12 protein-coding genes are annotated in these 13,973 nt (G+C 70.3%); 7 read left to right on the top strand and 5 right to left on the bottom strand.

Annotation, left to right across the window (positions count from 1 at the left end):
• Positions 1 to 83 precede the first annotated feature (83 nt).
• From QRN40_RS02190 to QRN40_RS02175, 4 genes are read left to right on the top strand one after another with little or no spacing between them, the layout of a single operon-like run.
• Positions 84 to 1,046: an ABC transporter permease gene (locus QRN40_RS02190; protein ID WP_285113844.1), complete on the top strand. Its 963-nt coding sequence runs from the start codon at positions 84 to 86 to the stop codon at positions 1,044 to 1,046.
• Complete coding sequence (locus QRN40_RS02185; RefSeq protein WP_285113843.1) at positions 1,043 to 1,924, top strand: ABC transporter permease; 882 nt, start codon at positions 1,043 to 1,045, stop codon at positions 1,922 to 1,924. Before QRN40_RS02190 ends, QRN40_RS02185 begins: the two co-directional genes overlap by 4 nt.
• Complete coding sequence (locus QRN40_RS02180; RefSeq protein WP_285113842.1) at positions 1,921 to 2,733, top strand: ATP-binding cassette domain-containing protein; 813 nt, start codon at positions 1,921 to 1,923, stop codon at positions 2,731 to 2,733. The genes QRN40_RS02185 and QRN40_RS02180 overlap by 4 nt, the downstream gene beginning before the upstream one ends.
• Positions 2,730 to 3,494, top strand: a complete 765-nt coding sequence (locus tag QRN40_RS02175) for an ABC transporter ATP-binding protein (RefSeq protein ID WP_285113841.1) — start codon at positions 2,730 to 2,732, stop codon at positions 3,492 to 3,494. Before QRN40_RS02180 ends, QRN40_RS02175 begins: the two co-directional genes overlap by 4 nt.
• On the opposite strand, the gene bcp is transcribed toward QRN40_RS02175, so the two are convergent.
• From bcp to aroA, 3 genes are all read right to left on the bottom strand, one after another.
• Positions 3,491 to 3,967 carry a thioredoxin-dependent thiol peroxidase gene (gene bcp, locus QRN40_RS02170; protein ID WP_285113840.1) on the bottom strand — a complete coding sequence of 159 codons (477 nt, stop codon included), beginning with the start codon at positions 3,965 to 3,967 and terminating at the stop codon, positions 3,491 to 3,493. The two genes, QRN40_RS02175 and bcp, sit on opposite strands and share 4 nt — an antisense overlap.
• A 121-nt stretch (positions 3,968 to 4,088) precedes the next feature.
• Positions 4,089 to 5,156, bottom strand: coding sequence for a ribosome small subunit-dependent GTPase A (gene rsgA / locus QRN40_RS02165; protein ID WP_285113839.1), 1,068 nt, complete (start codon positions 5,154 to 5,156; stop codon positions 4,089 to 4,091).
• The gene (gene aroA, locus QRN40_RS02160) at positions 5,153 to 6,520 is read right to left on the bottom strand and encodes a 3-phosphoshikimate 1-carboxyvinyltransferase (RefSeq protein WP_285113838.1); all 1,368 of its coding nucleotides are present in this window, start codon (positions 6,518 to 6,520) and stop codon (positions 5,153 to 5,155) included. Before aroA ends, rsgA begins: the two co-directional genes overlap by 4 nt.
• A 170-nt stretch (positions 6,521 to 6,690) precedes the next feature.
• Here aroA and QRN40_RS02155 point away from each other — a divergent pair, with 170 nt between their 5' ends.
• On the top strand, positions 6,691 to 7,311 hold the full coding sequence (locus QRN40_RS02155) for a sigma-70 family RNA polymerase sigma factor (RefSeq protein ID WP_285113837.1): 621 nt from the start codon (positions 6,691 to 6,693) through the stop codon (positions 7,309 to 7,311).
• Positions 7,308 to 7,553: a zf-HC2 domain-containing protein gene (locus QRN40_RS02150; RefSeq protein ID WP_018190122.1), complete on the top strand. Its 246-nt coding sequence runs from the start codon at positions 7,308 to 7,310 to the stop codon at positions 7,551 to 7,553. Before QRN40_RS02155 ends, QRN40_RS02150 begins: the two co-directional genes overlap by 4 nt.
• Before the next feature lie 36 nt (positions 7,554 to 7,589).
• Here the strand turns inward: QRN40_RS02150 and QRN40_RS02145 are convergent, their stop codons facing one another.
• Positions 7,590 to 8,366: a VOC family protein gene (locus QRN40_RS02145; RefSeq protein ID WP_285113836.1), complete on the bottom strand. Its 777-nt coding sequence runs from the start codon at positions 8,364 to 8,366 to the stop codon at positions 7,590 to 7,592.
• Between the two features lie 118 nt (positions 8,367 to 8,484).
• On the bottom strand, positions 8,485 to 12,363 hold the full coding sequence (locus QRN40_RS02140) for a multifunctional oxoglutarate decarboxylase/oxoglutarate dehydrogenase thiamine pyrophosphate-binding subunit/dihydrolipoyllysine-residue succinyltransferase subunit (RefSeq protein WP_285113835.1): 3,879 nt from the start codon (positions 12,361 to 12,363) through the stop codon (positions 8,485 to 8,487).
• 136 nt (positions 12,364 to 12,499) lie between these two features.
• Between QRN40_RS02140 and guaB1 the strand changes: the two genes are divergently transcribed.
• Entirely contained in the window at positions 12,500 to 13,939 is a 1,440-nt protein-coding gene (gene guaB1, locus QRN40_RS02135) for a GMP reductase (RefSeq protein ID WP_285113834.1), read from the top strand.
• Positions 13,940 to 13,973: the final 34 nt, after the last annotated feature.

Genomic DNA, 13,973 nt, shown 5'->3' with positions numbered 1-13,973 from the left:
CATTCTCCACACCCGGGATGCTCGGGGAGCCGGCCGGCTCCCCGAGCATCTACGCTTTTGTGTGTCCTCCTCCGGAAGGGATCATGACCGCCTACCTGCTCCGCCGCACCGCGTTCCTCGTGGTGTCGTTGCTGCTGGCGATGGTGGTGCTCTTCTTCCTGCTGCGGGTGCTCCCCGGTGATCCGTCGAACGCGCTGCTCTCGGTCGGCGCGACGAAGGAGCAGATCGCTGCGGCGCAGCGCCAGGTCGGCAGCGACCAGCCGCTTCTGCAGCAGTTCTTCACCTGGTTCGGCAGCCTTCTCTCGCTCAACTTGGGCGAATCGTTCATCAGCTCGCTCCCGGTCGGCCCGGAGATCGCCGCGCGGTTGTCGGTGACCGTTCCGCTCACCCTGCTGTCGTTCACTCTGGCCCTCGTGCTCGCCCTTCCGATCGGCTTCGTGGCCGCCTGGAAGGCCGACCGCTGGTACGGCGTCGCGCTGTCCGCGTTCTCGCAGCTCGGCATCGCCGTCCCGGTGTTCTGGGTGGGCATCCTGCTGGTGGATGTGTTCGCCATCACGCTGGGCTGGTTCCCGTCGGGCGGCTTCCCGCGCGACGACTGGTCCGATCCGAACGCGGCCCTGACCTCGCTGGCGCTGCCGGTGGTGACGATCGCGATCGTGATGAGCGCGTCGATCGCCCGCTACGTCCGCAGTGCGACGCTGGACGTGATCGGCAGCGACTACCTGCGCAACGCCCGCGCGCTCGGCTCCGGCTTCGGCCGCGCGATGTGGCGTCATGGACTGCGCAACGGCGCTGTCCCGGTGATCTCGGTTCTCGGGATCGAGCTGGCCACGACCTTCCTCGGTGCTGTCGTGGTGGAGAGCGTGTTCACCCTCCCCGGGCTGGGCAGCATGCTGCTCAAGGCGATCGAGCAGCACGACTACCCGAACATCCAGGGCATCCTCTTCGTCTCGACGCTGCTCGTGCTGGTCGTCGGATTCCTGGCCGACATCGCACAAAGACTCGTCGACCCGCGGTTGCGCCGCAGTATCTCGGGCAACGTATGAGCGCGATCGTGGAGCAGGCGACGGAAGCCGTCGCGCCGGAGCCGGCGGGCCCGGGCCGCAGACGCACGCGCCGCTCGGTGTCGCTGGGCATCGGGCTGGTGCTCGTCGGCGTCATCGTGCTCATCGCGCTGGTGTCGTTCGTCTGGCTGCCGTACGCGCAGGCCGACACGTCCGGTACGCGGCTCGAAGGTCCGAGCGGCGCGCACTGGCTCGGAACGGATCGCTTCGGCCGCGATCTGACCACGCAGCTGATGATCGGGGCACGCATCGCCCTCGCGGTCGGGCTCGGCTCGGTCGCCATCGGCGCGGTGGTCGGCGTGACGCTCGGACTGCTGGCGGCCTTCGCGACCAAGTGGGTGGACGACACCCTCTCGGCCGCGCTGGACATCCTGATCGCCTTCCCGACGCTGCTGCTCGCGATGCTGATCGTCGCCGCACAGGGCGCCTCCCTCGGCACGGCCGTCGTCGCCATCGGGCTCGCGATGTCGGCCGTCGTCGCCCGCCTCACGCGGGTGCTCGCCAAACGCATCCTCGCCCAGCAGTACGTCACGGCGGCGCGGACCTCGGGCACGACGTGGGCGGGCATCATCGCCCGGCACATCCTGCCCAACATCTGGCCGACGCTGAGCGTCAGCCTCGCGCTGCAGTTCGGCGTCGCCGTGCTCGCGGAGGCGAGTCTGTCCTACCTCGGCCTCGGCGCGCCCCCGCCGAACGCGTCGTGGGGCCGGCTGCTGCAGGAGGCGCAGGGGACGGTGTCCACGGCTCCCGTCGGCGCAATCGCCCCCGGTGTCGCGCTCGTCGTGCTGGTGATCGGCGTGAACCTGATCGCCGACGGACTCCGCGACGTCGCCGACCCGACGCGAAGGAGGTCGCGATGAGCGCCGCCCCGGCCACACCCGCACTCCTCGAGGTCGACGGGCTCTCCGTCGCTACGCGCGACGGCCGGCCGCTGGTGCAGGACGTGTCGTTCCGGCTGGAGGCCGGCGATCGGCTCGCCCTCATCGGGGAATCGGGCTCCGGGAAGTCCCTCACCTCGTTCGCGCTCACCGGGCTGCTGCCGGAGGGGCTCGTCTCGTCCGGCGGCGTCCTGCTCGACGGCGTGCCGGTGATCGGCGCGCGAGAGCGCGACCTCGTGCCGCTGCGGGGTCGCGTCGCCTCGACGGTGTTCCAGGAGCCGATGACGGCTCTGGATCCGCTGATGCGGCTCGGCCGCCAGGTCGCGGAACCGCTGCGCCGGCATCTCGGGCTGAAGGGCGACGAGCTGCGGCGCGCGGTCCTCGCTGCAATGAGCGAGGTGGGCCTGCCGGACCCGGAGCGCATCGCGCGCGCGTATCCGTGGGAGATCTCGGGCGGCCAGCGTCAGCGCGTCGCCATCGCGGCGGCCCTCGCGTGCCGCCCGCGGCTGCTCATCGCCGACGAGCCGACGACCGCGCTGGACGTGACCGTGCAGGCCGAGGTGCTGACCCTCCTGGAGGCGCTGGTCGCCGACCGCGGGATGGCCCTGCTCTTCGTCAGCCACGACCTCGCCGTGGTGTCGCGGATGGCGCAGCGGGCGCTCGTCCTCCGCAATGGACGTGTGGTGGAGGAAGGTCCGATGGAGCGGCTGCTGAGCGCCCCGCAGGACCCGTACACGGTCGAGCTAGTGCGCAGCGCCCGTGAGCTCGACGCCGCGCTGGAGGTGTCATGACGCCGATCCTCGAACTCCGCGATGCAGGCTTCCGCTACCGTCGAGCGGCCGCGCCGGCACTCGACGGCGTCTCGTTCTCGGTGGAGCAGGGGCGCAGCCTGGGTCTCGTCGGCGAGTCCGGCGCGGGCAAGACGACGGCGCTCTCCCTGCTGCTGGGCCTCAGCCGCCCCACCAGCGGGGCGGTGCTCTTCGACGGCGCCCCGCTCGACCCGCGCGACCGCGGCCAGCTGCGCAGCTTCCGGCGCAGCGTGCAGCCGGTGTTCCAGGATCCCTACTCGTCGCTCGACCCTCGGCAGAGTGTCGGCCGGATCGTGGGGGAGCCGCTGGCCTCTCTCGGCATCGCGACCGGCGCGGACGCGCGCGAGCGCGTCGCCCGCGCACTCGAGGCCGTCGCCCTGCCGGCGGACGCGATGCGGCGGTACCCGCACGAGTTCTCCGGCGGCCAGCGTCAGCGCATCGCCATCGCCCGGGCCATCGTGTCGCGCCCGCGCGTGCTGCTCGCGGATGAGCCGGTGAGCGCGCTCGACGTGACGACCCGCATCCAGATCATCGACCTGCTCGCCGATCTCGCATCGGCCGAAGGGATGACCGTGGTGATGGTCTCGCACGACCTCAGCGTTGTCGCTTCCCTCTGCGCCCAGACCGTGGTGCTCCAGGGTGGACGCGTCGTCGAGCAGGGGCCGACGCGCGAGGTGCTCGGATCGCCTCGCGACCCCTACACTCGGCGTCTGCTGGCGTCGGTGCCCCGGCTTCCGGCCTAGGCGTCGATCTTGAGCTTCTTGCGCAGCGACGCCACGTGCCCCGTCGCCTTCACGTTGTAGAGCGGCAGGCGCAGCGAGCCGTCCGGGTCGACGACGAACGTGGAGCGGATGACGCCCTCGACCGTCTTGCCGTAGAGCTTCTTCTCGCCGTACGCGCCATACCGCTTGTGGACCGCGAGATCCTCGTCGGAGAGCAGCGGGAAGTTGAGGCCCTCCTGCTCCTGGAACTCCTTGTTGCGCGCGGGCGCATCCTTCGAGACGCCGATCACCTGGTACCCGGCCGACTTCAGCGAGTTCAGATTGTCGCGGAAGTCGCAGGCCTCCGTGGTGCACCCGGGGGTCATCGCCGCGGGGTAGAAGTACACGATCACGTTCTCGCCGGCGAAATCGCCGAGGGAGACCGTCTTGCCGTCCTGGTCCGTCAGGCTGAACGCGGGAGCCTGCTCGCCCGCCTCGAGTCGCACATCAGTCATGAGCCCATCCTCGCACCCCCGCCGTCCCTCCCGCTGAGGTGCTCGTCGTTGCCGCCGACACGCCGCGGCGGCGCGCAACAACGAGCACCTCAGGGAGGGGAGGGAGGCCGCGAGGCGGGACTCAGCGGGCGAAGGTGGCGAGCAGCCGCTGCAGTGAGTCGAGGCGCGCGCGACCGGTCGGGCCGAGCCGGCCCTCCTCGACCGCCTCGATGATCGCGCAGTCGGGGGCGTCCGGCAGATGGGTGCAGCCGCGCGGGCAGTTCTCCGCGATCTCCGCCAGGTCGGTGAAGGCCTTCAGGATGCTGTCCGTGTTCACGTGACCGAGCCCGAACGACCGCACGCCCGGGGTGTCGATCACCCAGCCGTGGCGCCCTTCGCCGTCCTCCACGCGCAGGGACACCGTGGACGACGACGTGTGCCGCCCGCGCCCGGTCACCTCGTTGACGTGGCCGGTTGCGCGCTTCGCCCCGGGGACGAGCGCGTTCACGAGCGTCGACTTGCCGACACCGGAGTGTCCGACCACGACGGTGTCGTGCCCGACGAGCGCCGCAGCGATCTGCCCAACCGGGATGCTGTCCTCGCGGCTCGTGAAGACCGGGAGGTCGAGCCCGGCGAAGTTCGCGAGGAATCCCGCCGGGTCGGCGAGGTCGGTCTTCGTGACGCAGAGCATCGGCTCGATCCCGGCGTCGTAGGCGGCGACGAGGTAGCGGTCGACCAGACGGGTGCGCGGCTCGGGGTTGGCGGCGGCGACGACGATCAGCATCTGGTCGGCGTTGGCCACGACGATGCGCTCGACCTCGTCGGTGTCGTCGGCGCTGCGGCGCAGCAGGGTGGTCCGCGGCTCGACGCGCACGATCCGCGCCAGAGTGCCGGTCTCGCCCGTGGTGTCCCCGACGACCGCGACCCGGTCTCCGGTCACGATCGGGTTGCGCCGCAGTTCGCTCGCCCGGGCGGCGGTGACCGCGTGCTCGTCGTCGGTGTCCTCATCCAACAGCACGGTGTAGCGGCCACGGTCGACGCCGAGCACCCGCGCGATCACCGCGTCGGCGTGCTCAGGCCGGGTCTTGGTGCGCGGCCGGTTGCCCTTCGGGTTGGGGCGGCTGCGGATGCTGGACTCGTCGTAGAGGTCGAGCTCCTCGTCGTCCTCGTCGTCGTCGTTGTCCCACCACGACCCCGTGTTGTCCGTCACGCGGGCAACGTGCCGTTCTGCAGCATCCGCTCCCAGAGCTGCGTGAACTGGGGGAGCGTCTTGGCGGTCGTGGCGACGTTCTCGATCTCGACACCCGGCACGAGGAGGCCCACGATCGCACCGGCCGTGGCCATGCGGTGGTCCTCGTAGCTGCGCCAGACCCCGCCGTGGAGCGGGCGCGGCTCGATGCGGAGGCCGTCCTCGAGTTCGGTGACGGCGCCCCCGAGCCCGTTGATCTCGGCGGCCAGGGCCGCGAGCCTGTCCGTCTCGTGGTGGCGGATGTGCCCGATCCCGGTGATCTCGCTCGGGCCGTCGGCCAGGGCCGCGATCGCGACCAGGGCGGGGGCGAGCTCGCCGCCCGTGGACAGGTCGAGCGTGACGCCGTTCAGGCGCTCCGGCCCGCTGACGGTCAGCCGGTCGCCGTCGAGCGCTACCGTCGCCCCGAACAGCGGGAGCAGCTGGGCGAGATCCGCGCCGACCTGGGTCGTGGATGCGGGCCAGCCGGTGATCGTCACCGTGCCGCCGGTGACGACGGCCGCGGCCAGGAAGGGCGCCGCATTGGAGAGGTCCGGCTCGATGTCGACGTCGAGCGCCGCGATGGGACCGGGTGCGACGATCCAGCGGCCGGTCCCGGGCGACTCGACGGTCACGCCGCGAGCCGCGAGGGCCGCGACGGTCATCTCGATGTGGGGAAGGCTCGGCAGGCGCTCGCCGGAGTGGGTGAGGTCGAGGCCGTTCTCGAATCTGCTCGCCGAGAGGAGCAGGGCGCTGACGAACTGGCTGGAGCTGGACGCATCCACCTCCACCGGGCCGCCGGCTACCCGTCCGGTGCCGTGCACGGTGAAGGGGAGGGAGCCGCGGCCGTCGTCGTTCACGTCGACGCCCAGCGAGCGGAGCGCCGAGATGATGGCGCCCATCGGACGGCCGCGCGCGGAGTCGTCGGCGTCGAACATCGTCGGGCCCAGGGCGAGTCCGGCGATCGGGGGGACGAACCGCATCACCGTTCCCGCCTGACCGCACTCGATCGTCGTGCTGCCCAGCAGCTCCTCCGCGGGCGTCACCAGCAGATCGGCGCCGAAGCCGCCGGCGCCGGGCTGCTCCTCGATCCCGACCCCGAGGGCGCGGAGCGCTTCCACCATGTTCGCGCTATCCCGGGAGTGCAGGGGCGCGCGCAGCAGCGACGGGCCGTCCGCGAGGGCCGCGAGCACGAGCTCGCGCGCGGTGAGCGACTTGGAGCCGGGGAGCGAGACGACCGCGGCGACGGGGCCGCCCGCGACGGGAGCCGGCCACAGAGGGTTCGGCTCGTCGGCACGGTTGTCGCCGTACGGATCGAAGTCCGGAGCGGAATATTTCGAGATCAGCATTGTTGTCAAGATTATCCGGGTTCCCGCCGAGAGGGACCAGGAGGAAGGATCCGCCCGTGGCCGCCACCGCCGTGCTCGACGCCCCCCGCGTCACAACGCGCCGGATCGTCGACCGTGCGCGATCCTCCCGCAGGGGCGCTGCGCGGGCGCCGCAACTAGACTGGCCGGTGATGAGCACCACCGAGACCGAGACCGAGGATCAGGGCCGCCTCTTCGAGGAGCAGGCACTGCCTTTCATGGATCAGCTGTACGCGGCCGCCCTGCGCATGACCCGCAACCCGTCGGACGCGCAGGACCTCGTGCAAGAGACGTTCGTGAAGGCGTACTCGGCGTTCAACCAGTTCCAGCAGGGCACCAACCTGAAAGCCTGGCTGTATCGCATCCTCACGAACACGTTCATCAACACGTACCGCAAGAAGCAGCGCGAGCCCTACCAGGGGACGATCGACGAGCTCGAGGACTGGCAGCTCGGAGGCGCGGAGTCCATGTCCTCGTCCTCCAGCCGCTCGGCCGAGGCCGAAGCGATCGACCACCTTCCGGACAGCGCCGTCAAGGACGCGCTGCAGGCCATCCCGGAGGACTTCCGGCTGGCCGTGTACCTCGCCGATGTCGAAGGGTTCTCCTACCAGGAGATCGCCGACATCATGAAGACCCCGATCGGCACCGTGATGAGCCGCCTGCACCGCGGCCGTCGCATGCTCCGGGAGCTTCTGACCGACTACGCGCACGAGCGTGGCCTCTCCGCCGTTCAGGGAGACAACGCCGTGCAGACCCCCAGGAGCAAGAAATGACCGACTGCGGTTGTGAGAAGGCGAAGGCCGAACTCGAGGAGTACCTGCGCAACGAGCTGTGCAGCGAGGATGCTGCCGACGTGCGCGAGCATCTGGCGAACTGCACGGGGTGCTCCGACGAGGCGCACCTGAACGTGGTGCTCACCGAGGTGGTGCAGCGGGCGTGCAAGGAGACGGCGCCCGAGACGCTGCGCACCGAGGTGCTGCTGCGCATCCGTTCGTTCCAGGCGAGCGTCCACTAAAGGCTCTCGCCGGCGCGATCCGTGCCGAGTGTGCGCCTACGCGGCGCTGCCTGAGCCGACTTCGTGCAAGAAGAACAGGCCGCCGAGCGGATCGGTGACCTGCGCGAAGCGTCCGAACTCGCTGTCCCACGGGTCGCGTACGACGGTCCCTCCCAGTTCGGTGACACGCTCGGACGCGGCGCCCGCATCGGCGACGCCGAAGTAGACGACCCAGTGCGAGGCCACACCCTCTGGCAGCATCTTGTCGGCGTCGAACACCCCGCCCGCAGGTGCCTCGGGGTCGCCGAACGTCACATAACGGAAGTCGGCGGTGTCGCCGAGCACCTGGAGCGACCAGCGGAACACCATGCTGTAGAACTCCACCTGCACGGGATAGTTGCGCGCGTACAGCTCGTGCCAGGAGGGCGCGCCCACCTCGTCCACGAGGTCGAAGCCGCGGTGGTCCGCCGGGTCCCACATGCCGACCACGGCGCCGCCGGGGTCGGTGATGACCGCCAGCCGGCCCTGGTCGCCGACCGTCTCGACGGGGACCGCGACCTGAGCGCCCACCGCGGTGGCGGCGCGCAGTGAAGCGTCGGCGTCGTCGACCAGCAGGTAGGTGAGCCACGAGTCCGGACGCACGCCCTCGACCAGGGGACCGAGCCCCGCGACGGCTCGCCCGTCGCGCCGGAACGTCAGGTACTCGCCGCTTCGCGACTCCTCGGCGGTCCAGCCGAGGAGGGCGGTGTAGAAGTCGCGGGCGCGGGGGACGTCGGAGCTCGCGTAGTCGACCCAGCAGGGCTCGCCGAGCCGGTGATTCGTGACGACGGTCATGGGCTCAAACTACGCCGGCGCGCGCCGACCGCACCAGCACCGGTCGGGCGCGACTGACGGCTGACGCGAGCGAGCCCCCGGTCACGCAGACCGGGGGCTCTCCCGTACGCGTTTCCGCTTACAGGGTCAGAGCGCGCTGGATCAGGACCTGCTGCTCCTGCTGGTGACGCTTGGCCGAGCCGGCGGCGGGCGACGCCGACGGCGGGCGCGAGACCACGCCGAGCGGGCGCGGGCCGAGCTTCGAGGTCTCGAGGATCATGTACGGCCAGGCGCCCTGGTTCTCGGGCTCGTCCTGCACCCAGACCAGCTCCGCGTCCGGGTACGAGTCGACGACCGACTTGAGCTCGGCGGCGGGGAGCGGATAGTACTGCTCGACACGCACCAGCGCGATCTCCGGGTTGGGGTTCTTCTCCAGCTCGTTGAGCAGGTCGTAGTACAGCTTTCCGGCCATCAACAGGACGCGCTTCACGCTGCTCTTGTCGGTGATCCGGGTGTCGTCGATCACCGGCTCGAAGCGGCCGCTGGTGAACTCCTCGACGTCGCTGGATGCGCCACGCAGTCGCAGCATCGCCTTCGGCGTGAAGACGATCAGCGGGCGGCGCGGGCGGGCATACGCCTGGCGGCGCAGCAGGTGGAAGTACGACGCAGGGGTCGACGGACGCGCGACGGTCATGTTGTTCTCGGCGCACATCTGCAGATACCGCTCGATGCGGGCGCTGGAGTGGTCCGGTCCCTGGCCCTCGTAGCCGTGCGGGAGGAGCAGCACCAGCGACGAGCGCTGGCCCCACTTCTGCTCGGCCGACGAGATGAACTCGTCGATGATGATCTGGGCGCCGTTGGCGAAGTCGCCGAACTGGGCCTCCCAGAGCACGAGCGCATCCGCCCGCTCGACCGAGTAGCCGTACTCGAAGCCCATGGCCGCGTACTCGCTGAGCAGCGAGTCGTAGATCCAGAACTTGGCCTGGTTGTCGCTGAGGTTCGCGAGCGGCAGCCACTCCTGGCCGTTCACGCGGTCGTGCAGCACGGCGTGGCGCTGGACGAACGTGCCGCGGCGCGCATCCTGACCGGCGAGGCGCACCGGGGTGCCCTCCATCAGCAGCGAGCCGAGGGCGAGCAGCTCGCCGAAGCCCCAGTCGACGCCGCCGTTGCGACTCATCTCGCTGCGCTTGTTGAGCAGCTGCTGCAGCTTCGGGTGCACCGTGAAACCGGCGGGCGGGTTGTTGAACGCGTCGCCGATCATGTGGATGACCTGCGCGCTGACCGCGGTGGTCTCCGGCTCGCCGACGGTGTCGTCCTCCTGGGGCGCCTGCTCCAGGTCGCCGTTCTCGCCGGGGGTGAGGACGGGCGTCGGAGTGGTCTGCGCCGCGTGCGTCTCCATGAACGCGCGCTCCAGGCGGTCCTGGAAGTCGCGGTGCGCCTGCTCGTACTCCTCCTCGGTGATGTCGCCTCGGCCGACGAGTGCTTCCGTGTAGAGGCGGCGCACGGAGCGCTTCGCCTCGATGAGGCTGTACATCAGCGGCTGCGTCATCGACGGGTCGTCGCCCTCGTTGTGGCCGCGGCGGCGGTAGCAGACCAGGTCGATGACGACGTCGCGCTTGAACTCCTGGCGGTACGCGAACGCGATTTCCGCGACACGGACGACGGCCTCCGGGTCGTCGCCGTTCACGTGGAAGATCGGCGCCTGGATGGTCTTGGCGACATCGGTCGAGTACACCGAGCTGCGGGCCTCACCCGGCGAGGTGGTGAAGCCGACCTGGTTGTTGATGTTGACGTGGATGGTGCCGCCGGTGCGGTAGGCGCGCAGCTGCGACATCTGCATCTGCTCGACCACGATGCCCTGACCGGCCATGGCCGCGTCGCCGTGGATGAGGATCGGCAGCGTGAGGAAGGTGCCGGCCGGGCGGCGGTCCTGCTTGGCGCGGACGATGCCCTCCAGGACGCCGTCGACGGCCTCCAGGTGCGAGGGGTTCGCCGCCAGGTAGACGGGGATCTCCTCGCCGCCGGCGCCCTTGAAGGTGCCCTCGGTGCCGAGGTGGTACTTCACGTCGCCCGAGCCCTGGACCGTGCGCGGGTCCTGCGTGCCCTCGAACTCGCGGAAGATCTGGCCGTAGGTCTTGCCGGCGATGTTCGTCAGAACGTTGAGACGGCCGCGGTGAGCCATGCCGATCGCGACCTCGTCCATCTGGGCCTCGGCGGCGCCCTGGATGATCGCGTCCAGCAGCGGGATGGTCGACTCGCCGCCCTCCAGGCTGAACCGCTTCTGGCCGACGTACTTGGTCTGCAGGAAGGTCTCGAACGCCTCGGCCTCGTTGAGCTTGCCGAGGATGCGCAGCTGCTCGTCGTGGTTCGGCTTCTCGTAGGGGCGCTCCAGCTTGTCCTGGAACCAGCGGCGCTGGGCCGGGTCCTGGATGTGCATGTACTCGACGCCGACGGTGCGGCAGTACGAGTCGCGCAGCACGCCGAGGATGTCGCGCAGCTTCATTTTGCGGCGGTCGCCGCCGAACTGACCAGTGACGAACTCGCGGTCGAGGTCCCAGAAGGTGAGCCCGTGGCTCTCGATCTCGAGGTCGGGGTGGGTGCGCTGCTTGTACTCGAGCGGGTCGATGTCGGCCATCAGGTGGCCGCGCACGCGGTACGAGTTGATGAGCTCCTGGACGCGGGCGGTCTTGTCGACGGCGCTCGCCAGGTCGACACTGATGTCCGGGTTCCAGTGGATCGGGACGTACGGGATGCGCAGCTCGGCGAAGATGTCCTCGTAGAAGTTGCGCTTGCCGATCAGCATCTCGTGCACGATCTTCAGGAACTCGCCGGAGCCGGCTCCCTGGATGACGCGGTGGTCGTAGGTGCTCGTCAGCGTGATGGTCTTGCCGATCGCGAGTCCGGCCAGCGTCTTCTCGCTGGAACCCTGGAACTCGGCCGGGTACTCGAGGGCGCCGGCGCCGATGATCGCGCCTTGGCCCTTCATGAGGCGGGGGACCGAGTGCACGGTCCCGATGCCGCCGGGGTTGGTGAGCGAGATCGTGGTGCCGGCGAAGTCGCCTGCGGCCAGCTTGTTGTTGCGGGCCTTGCTCACGAGCTCCTCGTACGCGGCGAGGTACTCACCGAAGCGCATGGTGTCGGCGCGCTTGATGCTGGGGACGAGGAGAGCGCGGGTTCCGTCCGGCTTCGGCAGGTCGATCGCGATGCCGAGGTTGATGTGCGCGGGGGCGACGACCGAGGGCTTTCCGTCGACCTCGGAGTAGTAGACGTTCTGGCTCGGGAACTCCTTGAGCGCCTGGATGAGCGCCCAGCCGATGAGGTGGGTGAAGGAGACCTTGCCGCCGCGGGCGCGCTTGAGGTGGTTGTTGATGACGATCCGGTTGTCGATCAGCAGCTTCGCCGGGATGGTCCGGACGCTCGTCGCCGTCGGGACGGTGAGCGACGCATCCATGTTCGTGGCGAGCGACTTCGACATGCCGCGCAGCGGGGTGACGCGGTCCTCCTCGGCGGCCTCCTGGGTCGCGTTGGGGGCGGTCACCGGCGCGTCGGCGGGGACGGGCTGCGGTTTCGGCGCCAGGGAGGTGGTGCGGGCGACGGGCTGCTGGCCGATCACCGGGATGGGCGTCGTGACCGGCTTCGGCTCGTTCGGGTGCGGGGCGGGTGCTCCGCCGGCCGCGGGAGCCGGTGTCGACGACTCGGAGGGGCCGGGCGGGGTCGGCTCCGACGGGGCGGGAGTCGTCGGCTCGGCCGGGCTCGGAGCGGTCGGCTCGGAGGGGGACGGAACACTCGGCTCCGACGGGGTCGGGGCGGGGGTCTCGGAGGGGGTCTCACCCGGGGCCGGGATCGACTCGTCCTTCACCGCCGGGTGGTAGTTCTCGAGGATCGGCCACCAGGACTTGTCGACCGAGTTCTTGTCGTGGACGAACTGTTCGTACAGCTCGTCGACGAGCCACTCGTTGGCCCCGAATTCGCCAGCGGAGCCGTCTTCGGTTCCCACTCCGGTCAATTGGCTCGACACAGCCGATCGCCCACTCTCTCCATCGATTTCGTCGTGACCGGGCGGCCTTGCACCGCCCGCTTCCATCCGAACATCAAGCCTAATCCCATCCCTACTCCGGTGCGGGCGCTCAGCCGAGCGGGATAGCGTTATTCCCATGCAGTTCTATGCCACGTCGCCGCGCCACGACCTCACCTACTCCGACGTGTTCCTCGTGCCATCGCGCTCGAACGTCACCAGCCGCCTGGATGTGTCCCTCGCGCCGAACGACGGCACAGGAGCGACCATCCCGATCGTGTCGGCGAACATGAACTCGGTGACCGGGAAGCGCCTCGCCGCGACCCTGGCGCGCCGCGGCGGCCTGGGCGTCCTGCCGCAGGACATGCACCTGCAGGACCTCGACGACGCGATCCGCTGGGTCAAGGCCCAGCCGGTCGCCTTCGACACTCCCTACGAGGCACGCCCGGAGGAGAGCGTGGCCGATGTGCTGCGCCGGATCCCGGCCGTCGAGGGCCACGGGATCGTCGTGAACGACGCGGACGGGAAGTTCCTCGGCTGCCTCGCCGCCGTCCAGCTGGGGTCCGCTCTTGCCGACGCGCGGATCTCGGACCTGCTGCACGGAGCGCTCACCTCGCTGCAGGCGGAGGACCTCACCGATGGCCGCGCCGCGTTCCAGGTGATGGATGCGGCGGGCATCGACTTCGCGCCGGTCCTCGACCACGGGCGTGTCGTCGGCACGCTCTCCAAGCGCAGCGCGCTGCGCTCCACGATCTATACCCCGGCGCTCGACGCGAACGGCCGCCTGCGCGTTGCGGCGGCGGTCGGCATCAATGGCGATGTCGCAGGCAAGGCCAAGGCCCTCGCGGCGGCCGGTGTCGACGTGCTCGTCGTGGACACGGCGCACGGCGACCAGGACGGCATGCTCCGCGCCATCCACACCGTCAAGCAGCTGAACCTCGGGCTGCCGATCGTCGCGGGCAACGTCGTCACCGAGCAGGCCGTGCGCGACCTGGTCTCGGCGGGTGCCGACATCCTCAAGGTGGGCGTCGGACCGGGCGCCATGTGCACCACGCGCATGATGACGGCGGTCGGCCGCCCGCAGTTCTCGGCGGTGCTCGAGACCAGCGCCGCCGCGCGCGAGCTCGGCGCCCACGTCTGGGCCGACGGCGGCGTGCGGTACCCGCGCGACGTCGCGCTGGCGCTCGCCGCGGGCGGAGCGTCCGTCATGATCGGCTCCTGGTTCGCCGGCACCATCGAGGCTCCGGGCGTGCTCGACCGGGATGCGAACGGCGGCCTCTACAAGGAGAGCTGGGGCATGGCCTCCACCAAGGCGGTAAAGGGACGCTTCGAGCGTCTCGACGCGTACGAGCTCGCCCGCAAGGAACTGTTCGCCGAGGGCATCTCCAGCTCGCGCATCTACCTGGACCCGCTGCGCCCCTCCGTCGAGGATCTGCTCGACATGATCACGACCGGTCTGCGCAGCTCGTTCACCTACGCCGGGGCGCGGACGCTGGCCGAGTTCCACCAGCGCGCGCTGGTCGGCATCCAGTCGGCGGCCGGCTACGAGGAGGGCAAGGCCCTGCCCGTCAGCTGGTAGCCGGAGCACGACGAAGAGGGCGACCCGATCGGGG

Source organism: Leifsonia sp. fls2-241-R2A-40a (assembly GCF_030209575.1).
Classification (GTDB): domain Bacteria; phylum Actinomycetota; class Actinomycetes; order Actinomycetales; family Microbacteriaceae; genus Leifsonia.
Note: the sequence above shows the minus strand (reverse complement) of the source record. Positions and strands in the feature narration are given on the sequence as shown.